Below are 13,866 nucleotides of genomic sequence, written 5' to 3'. Positions count from 1 at the left end.
TCACGGCCGCGCGTCACACCGGCCGAAAGGACGATTCCTCAGATATTCCTTGACGCGAATATTCGCCATGGAGCATACTTCTCGGCATGGACGCACTCCTCGCCGCACTGGCCGACCCGGCCCGGTGGCGGCTCGTGAACCTGCTGGCCGAGCGGCCCCGCCCCGTCGGGGTCCTCGCCCGGCTCGCCGAGGCGCGCCAGCCGCAGACGACCAAGCACCTGCAGACCCTCGAACGCGCCGGGGTCGTCACCTCCCGGCGCAGCGGCCAGCGCCGCGTCTACGCGCTCCGGCCCGATCCCCTGCGGGAGCTGGCGGCCGCGCTGAGCCGGCTCGCCGACACCGCCGACCGGGCCGGCGGCCCGCGCGAGACGTTCGACCGCTACGGGGTGAGCCTCCAGGCGGAACGACTCGCCGCGGAGGAGGCGGGGTGGGCCGACGGACGCTCGTTCAGGTTCGTCCGGTCGCTGGCGGGCGGCCCCGAGCTGGTCTGGCGCCACCTGACCGAGACGTCCCTGCTGGCCCGCTGGTGGACGCCCGAGGACCTGCGTGTCTCCGAGCTCGTGTTCGACGCGCGGCCGGGCGGGCGGATCGTCCTGGAGTACCGCGACGCCGAGGACGCCGGCGACTCCGACCCGGTCGCCGGGCGCGGGGAGGGGGTCGTGGAGGACGTACGCCCCGGCGAGCGCCTGTCCTACCGGCTCTCCCCCCTGCTTCCCGACGGCGGGCCGGCCTTCACCGCCCACGTCACCCTCGGACTGCGTCCGACCAGCACCGGCACGGACCTCGACGTCCAGTACCAGATCATCGACAGCACAGTGCCCTCCGCGGACTTCGTCGCGGGCATCGAGATCGGCTTCGGCCAGAGCCTCGACAAGCTCGCGGCGAACCTCGCCGCGCAGCACCCCGGCGCCTCGAACACCCCCAACACCGACGTCACCGACGTCACCCACGACAACGACACAAGGAGCACCAAGTGACCGAGCAGACCAGCGCCCGCAGGGTCGTCACCAACATGAGCCTCTCCCTCGACGGCCACTACGCCCGGCCGGGCGACCCCCTCGACATGAGCTGGGTGATGCCGTACGCCGTCACCGACGTCGCCCGCGACCACCTGACGAGCCTCTGGGAGCCGGCGACGACGGCCCTGCTCGGCCGGGTCAACGCCGAGGGCTTCCTCGGTTTCTGGCCCACCGTCATCGGCATGGAGGGCGCCGACCCGCGCGACGAGGGTTTCGCGAAGTGGCTCGTCGACGCCGACAAGGTCGTCCTGTCCTCCAGCCTGGCCGAGGCGCCGTGGGAGCGGACGACGATCGCCGACAAGCCGGCCGCCGAGGTGGTCGAGGACCTCAAGGCGACCGGGGGCGGCGACATCCTCGTGCTCTCCAGCGCCAGCGTCATCAAGGCGCTGCTGGCCGCCGACCAGGTGGACCGGCTGGCGCTCACGATCTTCCCGGTCTTCCTCGGCGGCGGGCCGCGCCTCTTCGACGACGGCCTGCCCGAGGGGCGGTGGTCGCTGGTCAGCCAGGCCGCGGGCGAGCACGGCACCCTGTCCTTGATCTACGACCGGGTCCGCTGAGCCCCGCTCCCCCGGCGCCCCTCCCGAGCCGCGCCGCCTACGCCCAGGGGCGGGGGAAGGCGGCGCCGTCCAGCCGGTCCCCCGCGGCGAGTCCGAGCGGGTCGGTCACGACGTGCCGGCTCCCGTCGTACCGCGTCTCCTCGTCCATGTAGATGGTGACGTGGGCGAGCCGGGCCTGGTCGGTGCGGTTGGGCAGCGCCATGTGGCCGGTGTAGCCGCTGTGGAAGGTGCAGTCGCCGGCGCGGAGCGGCACGGTGACCCGGGGGATCCAGCGCAGGGACGGATCCATCTCGAACAGGTCCTCCTCGTGGTGCAGGTCCTGCGGGCGCAGGCCGGTGCGGTCCTGAGTGCCGGGCAGGAAGGTCATGCAGCCGCGCTCCGGCGGCACGTCGACCAGCGCGATCCACGCCGACAGCGGGAGCCGGTCGCCCGTGTGCGGCCAGTACGGCCGGTCCTGGTGGAACTCCGTGGCGGCGTTGTTGTGCGGCTCCTTGACCAGCATGTGGTCGTGCCAGAGCCGCAGCGGGAACCCGGCGAGCTGCTCGGCGACGCGGGCGAGCCGCGGATGGAGCGTGAGCTCGCGCAGCGTCCGGTCGCGCTGCCAGACGTTGACGAGCTGGCTGAAGACGCCCTGCTGCTCCAGGCTCTCCGCGCGATGCGCCTCCAGGAACTCCTCGGCGCTCGCCCGGAAACGCTCCACCTCGCCGGGGCCGAGGACGCCTCGCACTCGGACGAAACCGTGTTCGCGGTACGCCGCCACCAGCTCCTCCGGCACCCGCCCGTCGGCTCCGACGTCGCTGCCGTACTGCTCGCTCGTGGTCGTCGCCATCTTCTACCTCCGCAATCCGCGTGTCGGGACCCTGCAAGCGTCGCCGAGGCGGACCGCCGGGGGCTAGGCCGATCCCGGCGAGCAGTCGTACGATCCCGACATGCCGGCCACGCTGCACGAGCACGCGCTGTTCACCGGGCGCCCGGTCCTCGGCGGCGTCCACCTCCTGGATCTCGACATCGAGGCGCACGCGCACGACTTCCTCGAGATCGCGGTGATCGGGACCGGTCACGGCCGGCACGTGACCAGCCAGGGCGAGCATCCGCTGCGGCCCGGGCAGGTCATCGTGCTCCGCCCCGGCGCCTGGCACGGGTTCCGGGACTGCGCGGACCTGACGGTCGCCAACTGCTGCCTGTCCGCCCAGGCGCTGCGGGCCGAGCTGTCGGCGCTGTACGACATCCCGATGCTGCGCCGGATGCTGTGGACCGGCCCGGTGGCGGCCGGCACGCACGGCGTGGCGGTGACCGCCGTCGATCCGGCCGCCGCCGAGGAGGCCATCGCGGAGATCGGCCTCCTCGAACGCGACCTCGGAGCCGAGCCGAGCCGTCCGGGGCGCGTGCTGGGCCGGCTGGTCACCGTGCTCGGCGTGCTGGCCGACGGCGGCGACCCCGGACCGGGGGCGCCCGAGCCCGTCGTCCATCCCGCCGTCGCCGCCACCGTCGCCCGGCTGGAGGCGGCGCCCGCCCATCCGTGGCGGCTGGACGACCTCGCCCGCGCGGTCAACCTGGACGCCGCCCATCTCGGCCGGCTGTTCAAGCGGTACGTCGGGTTGACGCCGCTGGACTTCCTGGCCCGGCTGCGGGCCGAGCGGGCCGCCACCCTGCTGGCGCACTCGTCCCTGCCGGCCGCCCGGGTCGGCGCCGCCGTCGGCTGGGACGACCCGACCTACTTCGCCCGCCGCTTCCGTACGCTGGTCGGGCTGACGCCCACCGAGTACCGGCGGCGCAGCCGATCAGCCACCGACGGCGGGGCCCCGGCGTCGCTCAGCAGCCCAGAACGCCGGCCAGGTGGTCGAAGCCGGTCACGCTGAGATCGGCGGCGACGTCGGCCGCCCGGTCGGCGGTGCGGCCGGGGCCCTTCTCCAGCGGCCGTTCGAGGAACGCGGTGGCGAGCCCCGCGTCGCGGGCGCCGTCGATGTCCCACCGGTGCGCGGCGACCAGCAGGACCTGCCCCGGCTCGACGTCGAGCAGTTCGGCGGCGGTGAGATAGGCGCGGGGCGCCGGCTTGTAGGCGCGGGCGAGCTCGGCCGACACGATGCAGTCGAAGGGCAGTCCCGCCGCCTTGACCAGGGTCGTCAGCAGCGCGAATCCGCCGTTCGACAAGGTGGTCACGACGAAGCGGCGGCGCAGCCTGGCCAGTCCCGCCACCGCGTCCGCCCAGGCGGGCAGGCGGTGCCAGGCGTGGACGAGCCGCCGGCGCGCCGCGTCGTCGAACGCGCTCCCGGCGCCGCGCTCGTCGAGGAGCTCGTCCAGCGACTCGCGGTGCAGGGTGTCGAGGGGGGCCCAGTCGCGCTCGCCACGGTTCACGCGTCGCAGGGACGGCAGGTAGCGGTCGCGCCAGGCGTCGGCGAACGCGCCGCCGTCCAGGCTCAGCCCGTGATCGGCCGCGATCCGGGCGACCTGGTCGGCGACCCCGGTGCGCCAGTCGACGGTCGTGCCGAAGATGTCGCAGGCCACCACGCGGATCTCAGCCGGGTCGAACTCCCGCATGAGCACCTCCTGCCTTCTCGTGCGTGCCCGTGCCTTCTCGTGTACCCGTGCCTTCTGGTGTGCCCGTGCGGCGGCGTCGGAAGCGTCGGCGCGTCCGACTCGGCCGCCCGTCAGGGGTGAGCGGCCAGCGTCCGGCGGAGGACCTCGGCGAACTGCTCGGGATGGGTGCGGAAACCGCCGTGCCCGCCGGGGAACTCGACCGGCTCGAGGCCCAGGCGCGCGGCCAGGGCCAGCGAGGTACGGCTGGTGACCAGGCGCGCGGAGGCGGCTCCGACGCCCACCACGACCCGGCCGCCGGCCAGGGCGGCGAGGTCCGGGACATGGCCGGTGGTGCTGCGCAGTTCGAGGGCGAAGAGCCGGGCGAAGTCGGCGAGGTCCTGTTCCGAGGAGTGCCGGGCGGCGTTCTCGCCCATGGCCGGGTCGTGTCCGACGACGTCGGTCATGAACCTCGCCAGGGCCGCGCGCACGCCCTCGCTCCGGTGGGTCGCGACGACCCTCTCGACCGCGGCACGCCGCTCGGCCACGTCCGGCAGCAGTTCGAACAGCGGCGGCTCGTGCGCGACGAGGACGCGGACCCGCTCCGGACGCCTCGCGGCCAGCGCCAGCCCGGTGATCCCGCCGCCGCTGCTGCCCAGGAAGTCCGCATCGTCGGCGCCGATGGCGTCCAGGACGGCCGCCACGTCGTCCGCCCGCCGTTCGGGGGTGGAGCCCTGGCCGGGGTCGTCGGCCGGGCTGCGGCCCATGCCGCGGGGGTCGAAGGTGACCACGGTGTGGTGGTCCGCGAGGGTCTGGGCCAGCGCGGCGAACGGGCCGGCCGTCATCGGGAAGCCCGCCAGCACCAGCACGGGGCCGTCGCCCCGCACGTCGTAGGTGATCCGCGCTCCGGGCACGGTGATCGTGTGGGTCGTCGTCATGGGTCGGGGTCTTTTCTGTGGGGGAAGGTGTCCGCGCGCCGCGTTCCCGTACCGGGATAGTGGGCGCTCGCCCACTCTAGTGGGCATGCGCCCACTCTTCAACGTGGCCCACCCTGTGAGCTGGACAAGATCCAGCAGACATGACTTACTGTCACGAATCATCCGCGTCGCACCGAGCAACCGGGGGGCATCATGGCCGAGGTCGTTCTGTTTCATCACGCGCTGGGGCTCACGCCGGGCGTCACCGCGTTCGCCGACGAACTGCGCCAGGCCGGGCACACCGTCCACACGCCCGACCTCTTCGAGGGCCGCACGTTCGGCGGCATCGAGGAAGGGATGGCGTACGTCCAGGACGTCGGCTTCGGCACGGTGATCGAACGCGGCGCCCGGGCGGTCGAGAACCTGCCCGCCGGCCTGGTCTATGCCGGGTTCTCGCTCGGCGTGCTGCCCGCGCAGAAGCTGGCCCAGACCCGGCCCGGCGCCCGGGGCGCGCTGCTGTACCACGCCTGCGTGCCGCTCTCGGAGTTCGGCGACGCGTGGCCGGACGGTGTTCCGGTCCAGGTGCACGGCATGGACGCCGATCCCGTCTTCGTCGGCGAGGGCGACGTCGAGTTCGCCCGCGAGGTCGTCAAGTCGGCCGGGCAGGGCGAGCTGTTCCTCTACCCCGGCGACCAGCACTACTTCGCCGACCGCACGCTGCCCTCCTACGACGCGGACGCCGCCGCGCTGCTGCTCTCCCGTACGCAGGCGTTCCTGAGGTCCCTCGGGTGAGCGTCGGCCCGCCGGGCAGGGCCACGACCGGCGCGGCCGGATATCATATCGATACTCTTCGATTCATCGCGCTTCCGACTCAGCTGGACGGCACATGGCGACCCGCACCGCATCCTCGCCGGACACCTCGGCGCACCTGCTGGAGGTCTTCAAGGCGCTCGCCAACCCCGTGCGGCTCCAGGTGCTGCAGTGGCTGCGCGATCCCGAGGCGAACTTCCCGGTGCACGAGGGCATCGCCGACCCGCACGAGGTCGGCGTGTGCGTCAGCCACATCCAGGGCAGGCTCGGGCTCGCCCAGTCCACGGTCTCGTCCTACATGGCGGCGCTGGAGCGCGCCGGGCTGGTGGTCTCCACCCGCGTGGGCAAGTGGACGCACTACCGGCGGGACGAGGAACGCATCGCCCAGTTCACCGCCGAACTCGGGGACGTCCTCTAGCGGCCGCGCCCCGCGTCACGGGTGACGGCCCAGCCGCCGGGAGGGCCGCCCGGCGGGCCGGGTCACCGGAACTCGTGCACGACCTCGATCGGGCCGACCAGATGGGCGTTGAACTCGTCCAGCTCCTCGGCCGGGACCCACAGCTCCAGGATGGTCCTGCCGCCGGCCTGCTGGACCGGGTAGCGCTCCAGGAACCGCGTCTCGACCCGGAACCGGGTCACGTACCCGACGCCGTGGTGCGGGACGTTCCACTCCCGGGCGATCTTGATGGCGTACTCCTCGTCGAGCACGGGGTAGAAGATCGGCTGCTCCGGCAGCCGAGGCGGCCAGGCGCGCCAGCCGGACCGCCGGACGAGCTCCAGCTCTTCCGGCCCCGTCGGGCGCCACAGCACGGTGGCCGGCACCCCTTCGTCCTGCACCACCGCGCACCTCTCCGCCATCACCGGGTCGCCCTGATCCCCGCCGAGACGGGGTAGGGCAAGGATCGCACGGTTGTCCGCCGACCAGATCTCACCCCCAGGGCGGTCCGTCAGCTCTGCTTGGGGCGGGCGCGGACGTGCAGGCGCTCCCCCTGCGGGCCGAACAGGTTGAGCACCTCCGCCGGCTCCGGGCCAGGGTTGGTGACCAGGTGCGGGAGATGGGTGTCGAACTCGGCGGCCTCCCCCGCCGTCAGCAGGAGGTCGTGCTCGGCCAGCCGCAGCCGCAGGCGGCCCGACAGCACGTACAGCCACTCGTAGCCCTCGTGCGTCTGCAGCTCGTCGTGGCCGTACGGCGTGCCCGGCGGCAGGATCTGCTTGAACGCCTGCAGGCCGCCCGAGCGGCGGGTCAGCGGGAGGAACGTCACGCCGTGACGGACGATCGGCTGCAGGCGCACCCGCGGGTCGCCCGTGTCGGGCGCGCCGACGAGGTCGTCCAGCGACACCTGGTACGCCTTGGCCAGCGGCAGCAGCAGCTCCAGTGTGGGCCGCCGCCCGCCCGACTCCAGACGGGACAGCGTGCTCACCGAGATGCCGGTCGTCTCCGCGAGCTGGTTCAGCGTCGCGCCCCTCTGCCTGCGCAGCGCGCGCAGCCTCGGCCCGACCGCCGCCAGCACCGCGTCGCCCTCGTCGTTTGCCATAGCGGCAAGAATACTTGTCGAACTCGCTTCCGCCATTGCACCGTGGCCCTGCACATGAGCGGTGAAGGGAAGCACATGAGAGACGAGACGTACGACGTCGTGGTGGTGGGTGGCGGTCCGGCCGGGCTCAGCGGGGCCCTGGCCCTGGCGCGGGCGCGCCGGTCCGTGCTGGTGGTGGACTCGGGCGAGCCGCGCAACGCGCCCGCCCGGCACATGCACAACTACCTGGGCAGGGACGCCACCCCGCCCGGCGACCTGCGGGCGGACGGGCGCGAGGAGGTGATCCGCTACGGGGGCGAGGTCGTCACCGGCCGCGTCGCCGGCGTGGCCCGCCACGGTGCCGAGCCGGCGGGGTCCACGCGGACGTCCACGGGGACTCCCGATGACGCCGCGTCCCATGAGGGCGCGTCACGCGACGCCAGGTTCGTCGTGACGCTCGACGACGGGCGGCGGGCGCCGGCGCGGCGGCTGCTGGTGTCCACCGGGCTCACCGACGAGCTGCCCGACGTGCCCGGGCTGGCCGCGCGGTGGGGCCGGGACGTGCTGAGCTGCCCGTACTGCCACGGCTGGGAGGTGCGCGACCAGCGGATCGGCGTCCTCGCCGGCGGGCCGGTCGCGACCCACCTCGCGCACCTGTGGCGGCAGTGGAGCCCCCACGTGCTGCTGCTGCCTCTGCCCGGGACCCCGGCGCCCGGCGCCGAGGAGGCCGAGGCGCTGGCGGCGCGCGGCGTCGTCGTGGTGGAGGAGCCGGTGGCGGCCGTCGAGGTGTCCGACGACCGGCTCACCGGTGTGCGGCTGGTCACGGGCGAGGTCGTGGAGCTGGACGCCGTGGTCGTCGGGCCGCGGCTCACGGCGCGGGCGGAGCTGCTGGAGCCGCTGGGGCTGAAGCCCGTGGAGATCGAGATGGGCGGGCAGGTCGTCGGCGACCGCATCCCCGCCGACAGCACCGGCGCCACGGCCGAGCCGGGGGTGTGGGTGGCGGGCAACGTGACCGACGCGGCCGCCCAGGTCCTGACCTCCGCCGCGGCCGGGCTCAGCGCCGCGGCGGCGATCAACGCCGACCTCGTGGCCGAGGACCGAGGCGCCGCCGTCGAGGCGTACCGGCTCGGCATGAGGAGGATGTTCGAGCGGGAGGGCTGGGAGGAGCGCTACCGCGCCCGGCCGGCGATCTGGAGCGGCCGGCCGAACCCGCAGCTCGTGGCCGAGGCCGCCGATCTGACCCCCGGGCGGGCGCTGGACGTGGGCAGCGGCGAGGGCGCCGACGCGGTGTGGCTCGCCGGGCGCGGCTGGCGGGTGACGGGCACCGACATCTCCACCACGGCGCTGGAGCGGGCCGCCGCCCACGCGGCGGAGGCGGGCGTCGGCGGGCGGATCGAGTGGGTCCACGCGGACCTGCGCGAGCACGTGCCGGACGCGGGCGCGTACGACCTGGTGTCGGCGCAGTTCATGCACCTGCCGGGCGCGGAACGGCGGGAGCTGTTCGCGCGGCTGGCCGCCGCGGTGGCGCCCGGCGGGACGCTGCTGATCGTCGGCCACCACCCGCGTGACCTGCGGACCACGGCGCATCGGATGCACTTCCCGGACATGATGTACACGGCCGAGGAGGTGGCGTCGGGGCTGGATCCGGACGCCTGGGAGGTGGTGACGGCCGAGACCCGGCCGCGCGCGACGGTGGACCCGGAGGGACGCGAGATCACGATCCACGACGCGGTCATGGTCGCCCGCCGCCGCCCGTGAGTCGCCGCCCCTGAGCCCCGGTCGCCCGCGTCGCCTGGGTCGCCCGGTCGCCCCGGTCACCCACCGGGGAAGTACCGGCGAGGCCCGAGGACCCCGAGGGCTCCGAGGCGCTAGGGAGCCGCGAGGCCGCGCAGGACGAGATCCACCAGGGCCGTGAACTCGGCGTCGATGCCCGGTTCGGCCCACTCGCGGGCGTAGGCCGGGTCGTGGAAGCGGCCCGTGGCGTCGAACACCGCACGCGCCAGCACCTCCGGCGACGCGCCCGCCGGTGCGAACTCGCCGCGTTCGAGGCCCTCGTGGATGATCCGCGCGAGCTGCCCCGTCAGGTCGGCCCGGTGGCGGTTGACCACCGCGCTGCTCTCCCCCACCAGCACCATGTACGTCGCGAACAGCTCCGGGTCGTCGCCGACCTTGCGGCGCTTGGCCGCGAACAGCTCGGCCAGCCAGCGCCGCAGCCTCGTCCCCGGCGGCTCGGAGCCCGCGACGACACCCGACAGGGCCATGGACGTCCGGTCCAGCCAGCGCTGCGTCACGGCCTCGCGCAGCGCCGTCTTCGTCCGGAAGTGCCGGTAGACGCTGCCATGGCTGACGCCGAGCGCGCGGGCCACGTCGACCACGGTCGCCTTGGCGGGGCCGTGGCGGCGCAGCACCTCCTCGGTGGCTTCGAGGATGCGCTCGGGGGTGAGGGCGTCGATGGTGGCCATGGAGACGACCGTACCGGGTGCGTGGGTCACCGCTCGCTGTCGAGCATGGTCATCTGCTCCCGCGCGTAGCGGTCGCCCGCGGCGGCGCCGGCCGGGACGGCCCGCTCGATCGCGGCGAGGTCGGACTCCTCCAGCTTGACGTCCAGGGCGCCGAGCGCCTCGGACAGCCGCTCGCGGGTGCGGGCGCCGACCAGCGGCACGATGTCCTCGCCGCGCGCGAGGACCCAGGCGATGGCGATCTGCGCGACCGTGACGCCCTTGTCCGCGGCGATCTCGCGCAGGGCCTCGACGAGGCCGAGGTTGTGGCGCAGGTTGTCGCCCTGGAAACGCGGCGAGTGCGCGCGGAAGTCGTCGGCGGCCAGCTGCCGGTCCGCGGTGAAGTGGCCGGAGATCAGGCCGCGCGACAGCACGCCGTACGCGGTGATGCCGACGCCCAGCTCGCGCGTGGCGGGCAGGATGCGCTCCTCGACGCCGCGCGAGATGAGCGAGTACTCGATCTGCAGGTCGGCGATGGGCGCGGTGGCGGCGGCCCGGCGGACGGTGTCGGCGCCCGCCTCGGACAGGCCGATGTGGCGGACGTACCCCGCCTGGACCAGCTCGGCGATGGCGCCGACGGTCTCCTCGATGGGCACGGCGGGGTCGACGCGGGCGATCCGGTAGACGTCGATGTGGTCGACGCCGAGCCGCTGCAGGGAGTACGCGGCGAAGTTCTTGACCGCGGCCGGACGGCCGTCCATGCCGCCCCATGAGCCGTCCGGTCCGCGCAGCGCGCCGAACTTGACGCTGATGACCGCCTGGTCGCGCAGCGCGGCCGGGGCGGTGCTCAGCGCCTCGCGGATCAGCAGCTCGTTGTGGCCCATGCCGTAGAAGTCGCCGGTGTCGAGCAGGGTGACGCCGGCGTCGAGGGCGGCGTGGACGGTCGCGATGGACTCGGCGCGGTCGGCTTCGCCGTACAGGGCGGACATGCCCATGCAGCCGAGGCCGAGGGCGGAGACGCGCGGCCCGGTGGATCCCAGGGAACGAGTGAGCATGAGGACCTCCTAGAGGGTGGCGTGTGCTGCCGTCGTCGTTCCTCTTCACTATGGCATGACAGATGACAGATTTCAATTTTTGTCAGTTGTTGGCATGGCGACCGTGTCGAGCCCAGGCGAGGGGGCGTCAGGACGGGGGCGTGGGGCGGCGGTGCAGGAGGCCGAACTTCGCCCACATGGCCTCCGCCGCCTCGATGGACGCCGACGTGCGGGCCGGATCGACCGCGGCGAGCTGCGTGACCAGCGCCTGGGCGACGGCGACGCCCGCGGTCAGCGACGGGAAGAACGCCTCCCCCTCCGCGGGCACCATGACGACCTCCTCCGCCGCGGCGGCGAGGGCCGGGCTCGCCGCGTCGGTCAGCGCGAACACGCGCGTCCCGCGCGAGCGGGCCTCGTGCGCGGCCAGCACGGTGCTCTCGTACAGCCGCCAGAAGCTGATCGCGATGAGCACGTCCTCGGCGCCGAGGGTGGCGACGACGTTGGCCAGCTCGGAGTCCCCGGCCGTGACCGCGGCGACGGGGTAGCCGGCCAGGCGGGCGTTGTGCGCGAGCGCCAGCCCCACGGCCGCGTAGCTGCCGTCGGCCACCACGACCGTACGGCGGGCGGCGGCGACCGCCTCGGCGATCGTGAGCAGCACCGCCTCGTCCAGCCGGCGGTTGAGCACGGCGAGGCTGTCGAGGTCGCGGCGGAGCGAGCGGGAGCTGGGCGAGCCGGCCCCGGCGTGCTCGGCGGCGACCTGGCCGGCGCTCAGCGACGACAGGTAGCGGGCCCGCAGCTCCTGCTGGAGCGCCGGCCAGCCGGCGAACCCGAGCGCCTGCGCCGTGCGGGTCACGGTGGCCACGTTGACCCCGGCGAGCTGGGCGAGCTCGCCGGCCGAGCCGTAGGAGGCGCGGCGGGGCTGCGACACGAGCACGTCGAGCACCGCCGCCGCCTTGGGCCGCAGCCCGCGCTCCGGCACCCGGGCGCGCAACCACTCGTCGTAGGTGTCGGTACGGGGCTCCGTCACGTGATCCTCTCCCTCGGCCGGGAGACATGCTACGCGCATCGAATCATGCAAAGACCATTGCAAGTAAGGAGATTTGCACTATACGTTGCCAAAAAGCACGAACCAGGGAAGGTGCCATGACCCTGCTCACCCGCTTGGACCGGCTCCCGCTGAGCCGCCCCCACTACCTCCTGCTGCTCATAGGCGGCCTCGGCTACACCTTCGACGGGATGGACTCGGCGGTGGTCGCGTTCCTGCTGCCGAGCGCGCAGGAGGCGTGGGGCCTCGACAACGGCCAGCTCGGCCTCATCGGGTCGGCCACGCCGTTCGGGTTCCTGTTCGGCGCGACCGTGGCGGGCCTGCTCGGCGACCGCATCGGCCGCAAGAAGGTCATGATGTACGCGCTGGCGTTCTACGCGGTGTTCTCCGTGGTCGCCGCCGCGGCGCCCAGCTACGAGGTGTTCCTCGTGGCCCGGGTGCTGGCCGGGGCCGGCGCGGGGGCCGAGAGCGCGATCATCGCGCCGTTCCTGTCGGAGTTCGTGCCCGCCCGGCGGCGCGGCTGGTTCATCGGGGCGCTGGCCGGGTTCTTCTCGTTCGGGTTCGTGCTGGCGGCCCTGATCGGCCGGTTCGTCGTGCCGACCATGGACGACGGATGGCGGATCGCCCAGGTGCTCACCGCCGTGCCGATCGTCATGCTGCTGTGGTGGCGGCGCTCGCTGCCGGAGTCGCCGCGCTTCCTGGTCCAGCAGGGCCGCCACGACGAGGCCGAGGCCGTGGTCGCCGACCTCGAACGGCGCGTCGAGCGGGCCACCGGCCGGCCGCTGCCGCCGGCGCCCGAGGGCGACGCGCTGCCGGTGTCCGAGACGCCGAAGGTCAACCTGGTCAGCGCGCTGCGCTTCCTGTGGAGCCCGGCCATGGCCCGGCGGACCGCCGTGATCTGGCTGATCTGGTTCGTGATCACGTTCTCGTACTACGGGTTCTTCTCCTGGATCCCGACGCTGCTCGTCCAGCGCGGCATCACCGTGACCAAGAGCTTCGAGTTCTCGATCATCATCTACCTGGCCCAGGTCCCCGGCTACTTCTCCGCCGCCTGGCTGTCGGAGCGGCTCGACCGCAAGAACACCATCGCCCTCTACCTGGCCGGCTCGGCGGTCAGCGCGTTCTGGCTGTCGCAGATGGAGTCGCCGGCCGCGATCACGGTGGCGGGCGCGGTGCTGTCGTTCTTCCTCAACGGGACGTACGCGGGCGTCTACTCCTACACCCCCGAGGTGTTCCCCACCTGGATCCGGGCCACCGGCACCGGCCTGTCCAGCGCGTTCGGCCGCGTGGGCAGCATCCTCGCACCCACGATCATCGGCCTGTCGGCCGCGAGCCTGGGCTTCGGCGGCGTGTTCGGTCTCACCACCGCCGTCCTCGTGGTGGGCGTCGTGTGCGTGGTCGTCTTCGGCCTGGCCACGGCCGGCCGTTCCCTGGAGGACCTCACCGAACAGGGCGAACCCGCCCGGCAGACCCGGAAGGAGATGACGTCATGACCGGTTCCCAGGATCTCCGGGGCTTCCAGGCGCTGGAGGAGGAGGTGCGCCGGACGGTGGGGGCGCGGCTGTTCACCGTGCTGGCCTGGATCCCCGGGCGCAACGCGCTGCGCCGGGTCCACAGCAGCCACCCCGAGGCGTACCCGGTCGGCGGGGAGAAGACCGTCGAGGTCGCCCGCGGCTGGCTGGCCCGGTGCGTCGAGGCGGGGCAGCCGTACCTCGGCCCCGACCGGGCCGCCGTGCGGGAGATCTTCGCCGACCACGAACTGATCGAGGGACTGGGCTGCGGCTCGGTCGTCAACGTGCCCGTCATCGACGGGGGAAGGGTTCTGGGAGTGCTCAACATCCTCGACGCCGAGGGACGCTACGACGAGGAGTCGCTCGCGGCGGCCGTGTCGCTGGCGCCGCTCGCCGTCCCCGCGCTGCGCGCCGCCACCACCACCGCCACCGCCGCCGCCGCACCGGGCGCGGCCCGCACCGACGGAGGCGCCGCGTGAGCCTGCTGCTGCGCGACGCGCTCATCCT

The 13,866-nt window shown here is 73.8% G+C and carries 16 protein-coding genes; 8 read left to right on the top strand and 8 right to left on the bottom strand.

The window, feature by feature from the left end; all coding sequences use genetic code 11:
• The first annotated feature begins 86 nt into the window (after positions 1–86).
• Both HT134_RS17705 and HT134_RS17700 read left to right on the top strand, forming a co-directional pair.
• A complete protein-coding gene (locus HT134_RS17705; RefSeq protein ID WP_175601466.1) occupies positions 87–977 on the top strand; it encodes a metalloregulator ArsR/SmtB family transcription factor in 891 nt (296 codons plus the stop codon).
• Positions 974–1,576 (top strand): dihydrofolate reductase family protein, encoded by a 603-nt coding sequence (locus HT134_RS17700; RefSeq protein WP_175601465.1) that lies wholly within the window; start codon positions 974–976, stop codon positions 1,574–1,576. The genes HT134_RS17705 and HT134_RS17700 overlap by 4 nt, the downstream gene beginning before the upstream one ends.
• Positions 1,577–1,613: 37 nt before the next feature.
• On the opposite strand, the gene HT134_RS17695 is transcribed toward HT134_RS17700, so the two are convergent.
• Complete coding sequence (locus HT134_RS17695; protein ID WP_175601464.1) at positions 1,614–2,405, bottom strand: phytanoyl-CoA dioxygenase family protein; 792 nt, start codon at positions 2,403–2,405, stop codon at positions 1,614–1,616.
• Positions 2,406–2,505: 100 nt separating this feature from the next.
• Here HT134_RS17695 and HT134_RS17690 point away from each other — a divergent pair, with 100 nt between their 5' ends.
• The gene (locus tag HT134_RS17690) at positions 2,506–3,435 is read left to right on the top strand and encodes a helix-turn-helix domain-containing protein (protein WP_175601463.1); all 930 of its coding nucleotides are present in this window, start codon (positions 2,506–2,508) and stop codon (positions 3,433–3,435) included.
• Here HT134_RS17690 and HT134_RS17685 read toward each other — a convergent pair.
• Complete coding sequence (locus HT134_RS17685) at positions 3,389–4,114, bottom strand: haloacid dehalogenase type II (protein WP_175601462.1); 726 nt, start codon at positions 4,112–4,114, stop codon at positions 3,389–3,391. The two genes, HT134_RS17690 and HT134_RS17685, sit on opposite strands and share 47 nt — an antisense overlap.
• A 110-nt stretch (positions 4,115–4,224) precedes the next feature.
• The gene (locus HT134_RS17680; protein ID WP_175601461.1) at positions 4,225–5,028 is read right to left on the bottom strand and encodes an alpha/beta fold hydrolase; all 804 of its coding nucleotides are present in this window, start codon (positions 5,026–5,028) and stop codon (positions 4,225–4,227) included.
• A 192-nt stretch (positions 5,029–5,220) separates the two neighbouring features.
• Here HT134_RS17680 and HT134_RS17675 point away from each other — a divergent pair, with 192 nt between their 5' ends.
• Positions 5,221–5,799 (top strand): dienelactone hydrolase family protein, encoded by a 579-nt coding sequence (locus tag HT134_RS17675; RefSeq protein ID WP_175601460.1) that lies wholly within the window; start codon positions 5,221–5,223, stop codon positions 5,797–5,799.
• A 94-nt stretch (positions 5,800–5,893) separates the two neighbouring features.
• Positions 5,894–6,235 carry an ArsR/SmtB family transcription factor gene (locus tag HT134_RS17670; protein ID WP_175601459.1) on the top strand — a complete coding sequence of 114 codons (342 nt, stop codon included), beginning with the start codon at positions 5,894–5,896 and terminating at the stop codon, positions 6,233–6,235.
• 62 nt (positions 6,236–6,297) lie between these two features.
• Here HT134_RS17670 and HT134_RS17665 read toward each other — a convergent pair whose 3' ends face one another.
• Together HT134_RS17665 and HT134_RS17660 are read right to left on the bottom strand one after the other, a co-directional pair.
• Complete coding sequence (locus HT134_RS17665; protein WP_312888219.1) at positions 6,298–6,639, bottom strand: ADP-ribosylation/crystallin J1; 342 nt, start codon at positions 6,637–6,639, stop codon at positions 6,298–6,300.
• A gap of 125 nt (positions 6,640–6,764) precedes the next feature.
• Complete coding sequence (locus HT134_RS17660) at positions 6,765–7,352, bottom strand: helix-turn-helix domain-containing protein (RefSeq protein ID WP_175601457.1); 588 nt, start codon at positions 7,350–7,352, stop codon at positions 6,765–6,767.
• A gap of 75 nt (positions 7,353–7,427) precedes the next feature.
• On the opposite strand from HT134_RS17660, the gene HT134_RS17655 reads away from it, so the two are divergent.
• Complete coding sequence (locus HT134_RS17655) at positions 7,428–9,089, top strand: FAD-dependent oxidoreductase (protein WP_175601456.1); 1,662 nt, start codon at positions 7,428–7,430, stop codon at positions 9,087–9,089.
• Positions 9,090–9,199: 110 nt separating this feature from the next.
• On the opposite strand, the gene HT134_RS17650 is transcribed toward HT134_RS17655, so the two are convergent.
• The 3 genes from HT134_RS17650 to HT134_RS17640 form a co-directional block, all read right to left on the bottom strand.
• Positions 9,200–9,793, bottom strand: coding sequence for a TetR/AcrR family transcriptional regulator (locus tag HT134_RS17650; RefSeq protein ID WP_175601455.1), 594 nt, complete (start codon positions 9,791–9,793; stop codon positions 9,200–9,202).
• Positions 9,794–9,819: 26 nt separating this feature from the next.
• Positions 9,820–10,824 carry an aldo/keto reductase gene (locus HT134_RS17645; protein WP_175601454.1) on the bottom strand — a complete coding sequence of 335 codons (1,005 nt, stop codon included), beginning with the start codon at positions 10,822–10,824 and terminating at the stop codon, positions 9,820–9,822.
• A gap of 127 nt (positions 10,825–10,951) precedes the next feature.
• Positions 10,952–11,830, bottom strand: coding sequence for a MurR/RpiR family transcriptional regulator (locus HT134_RS17640; protein ID WP_312888196.1), 879 nt, complete (start codon positions 11,828–11,830; stop codon positions 10,952–10,954).
• Positions 11,831–11,946: 116 nt separating this feature from the next.
• Here HT134_RS17640 and HT134_RS17635 point away from each other — a divergent pair, with 116 nt between their 5' ends.
• Together HT134_RS17635 and HT134_RS17630 are read left to right on the top strand one after the other, a co-directional pair.
• Positions 11,947–13,341, top strand: coding sequence for an MFS transporter (locus tag HT134_RS17635; RefSeq protein ID WP_175601452.1), 1,395 nt, complete (start codon positions 11,947–11,949; stop codon positions 13,339–13,341).
• Positions 13,338–13,838, top strand: a complete 501-nt coding sequence (locus HT134_RS17630; RefSeq protein WP_175601451.1) for a GAF domain-containing protein — start codon at positions 13,338–13,340, stop codon at positions 13,836–13,838. Before HT134_RS17635 ends, HT134_RS17630 begins: the two co-directional genes overlap by 4 nt.
• The last annotated feature ends 28 nt before the right edge of the window (positions 13,839–13,866 follow it).

Origin of the sequence: Nonomuraea rhodomycinica, from assembly GCF_013363995.1 — a bacterium.
Classification (GTDB): domain Bacteria; phylum Actinomycetota; class Actinomycetes; order Streptosporangiales; family Streptosporangiaceae; genus Nonomuraea; species Nonomuraea rhodomycinica.
This window is presented reverse-complemented; position numbering and strand designations above follow the sequence as displayed.

Excerpts from the sequence above, each read along its gene's own strand:
- HT134_RS17705 (WP_175601466.1), top strand. The coding sequence starts at position 87 with ATGGACGCACTCCTCGCCGCACTGGCCGACCCGGCCCGGTGGCGGCTC.
- HT134_RS17695 (WP_175601464.1), bottom strand. The coding sequence starts at position 2,405 with ATGGCGACGACCACGAGCGAGCAGTACGGCAGCGACGTCGGAGCCGAC.
- HT134_RS17690 (WP_175601463.1), top strand. The coding sequence starts at position 2,506 with ATGCCGGCCACGCTGCACGAGCACGCGCTGTTCACCGGGCGCCCGGTC.
- HT134_RS17685 (WP_175601462.1), bottom strand. The coding sequence starts at position 4,114 with ATGCGGGAGTTCGACCCGGCTGAGATCCGCGTGGTGGCCTGCGACATC.
- HT134_RS17680 (WP_175601461.1), bottom strand. The coding sequence starts at position 5,028 with ATGACGACGACCCACACGATCACCGTGCCCGGAGCGCGGATCACCTAC.
- HT134_RS17675 (WP_175601460.1), top strand. The coding sequence starts at position 5,221 with ATGGCCGAGGTCGTTCTGTTTCATCACGCGCTGGGGCTCACGCCGGGC.
- HT134_RS17670 (WP_175601459.1), top strand. The coding sequence starts at position 5,894 with ATGGCGACCCGCACCGCATCCTCGCCGGACACCTCGGCGCACCTGCTG.
- HT134_RS17660 (WP_175601457.1), bottom strand. The coding sequence starts at position 7,352 with ATGGCAAACGACGAGGGCGACGCGGTGCTGGCGGCGGTCGGGCCGAGG.
- HT134_RS17655 (WP_175601456.1), top strand. The coding sequence starts at position 7,428 with ATGAGAGACGAGACGTACGACGTCGTGGTGGTGGGTGGCGGTCCGGCC.
- HT134_RS17650 (WP_175601455.1), bottom strand. The coding sequence starts at position 9,793 with ATGGCCACCATCGACGCCCTCACCCCCGAGCGCATCCTCGAAGCCACC.
- HT134_RS17645 (WP_175601454.1), bottom strand. The coding sequence starts at position 10,824 with ATGCTCACTCGTTCCCTGGGATCCACCGGGCCGCGCGTCTCCGCCCTC.
- HT134_RS17635 (WP_175601452.1), top strand. The coding sequence starts at position 11,947 with ATGACCCTGCTCACCCGCTTGGACCGGCTCCCGCTGAGCCGCCCCCAC.
- HT134_RS17630 (WP_175601451.1), top strand. The coding sequence starts at position 13,338 with ATGACCGGTTCCCAGGATCTCCGGGGCTTCCAGGCGCTGGAGGAGGAG.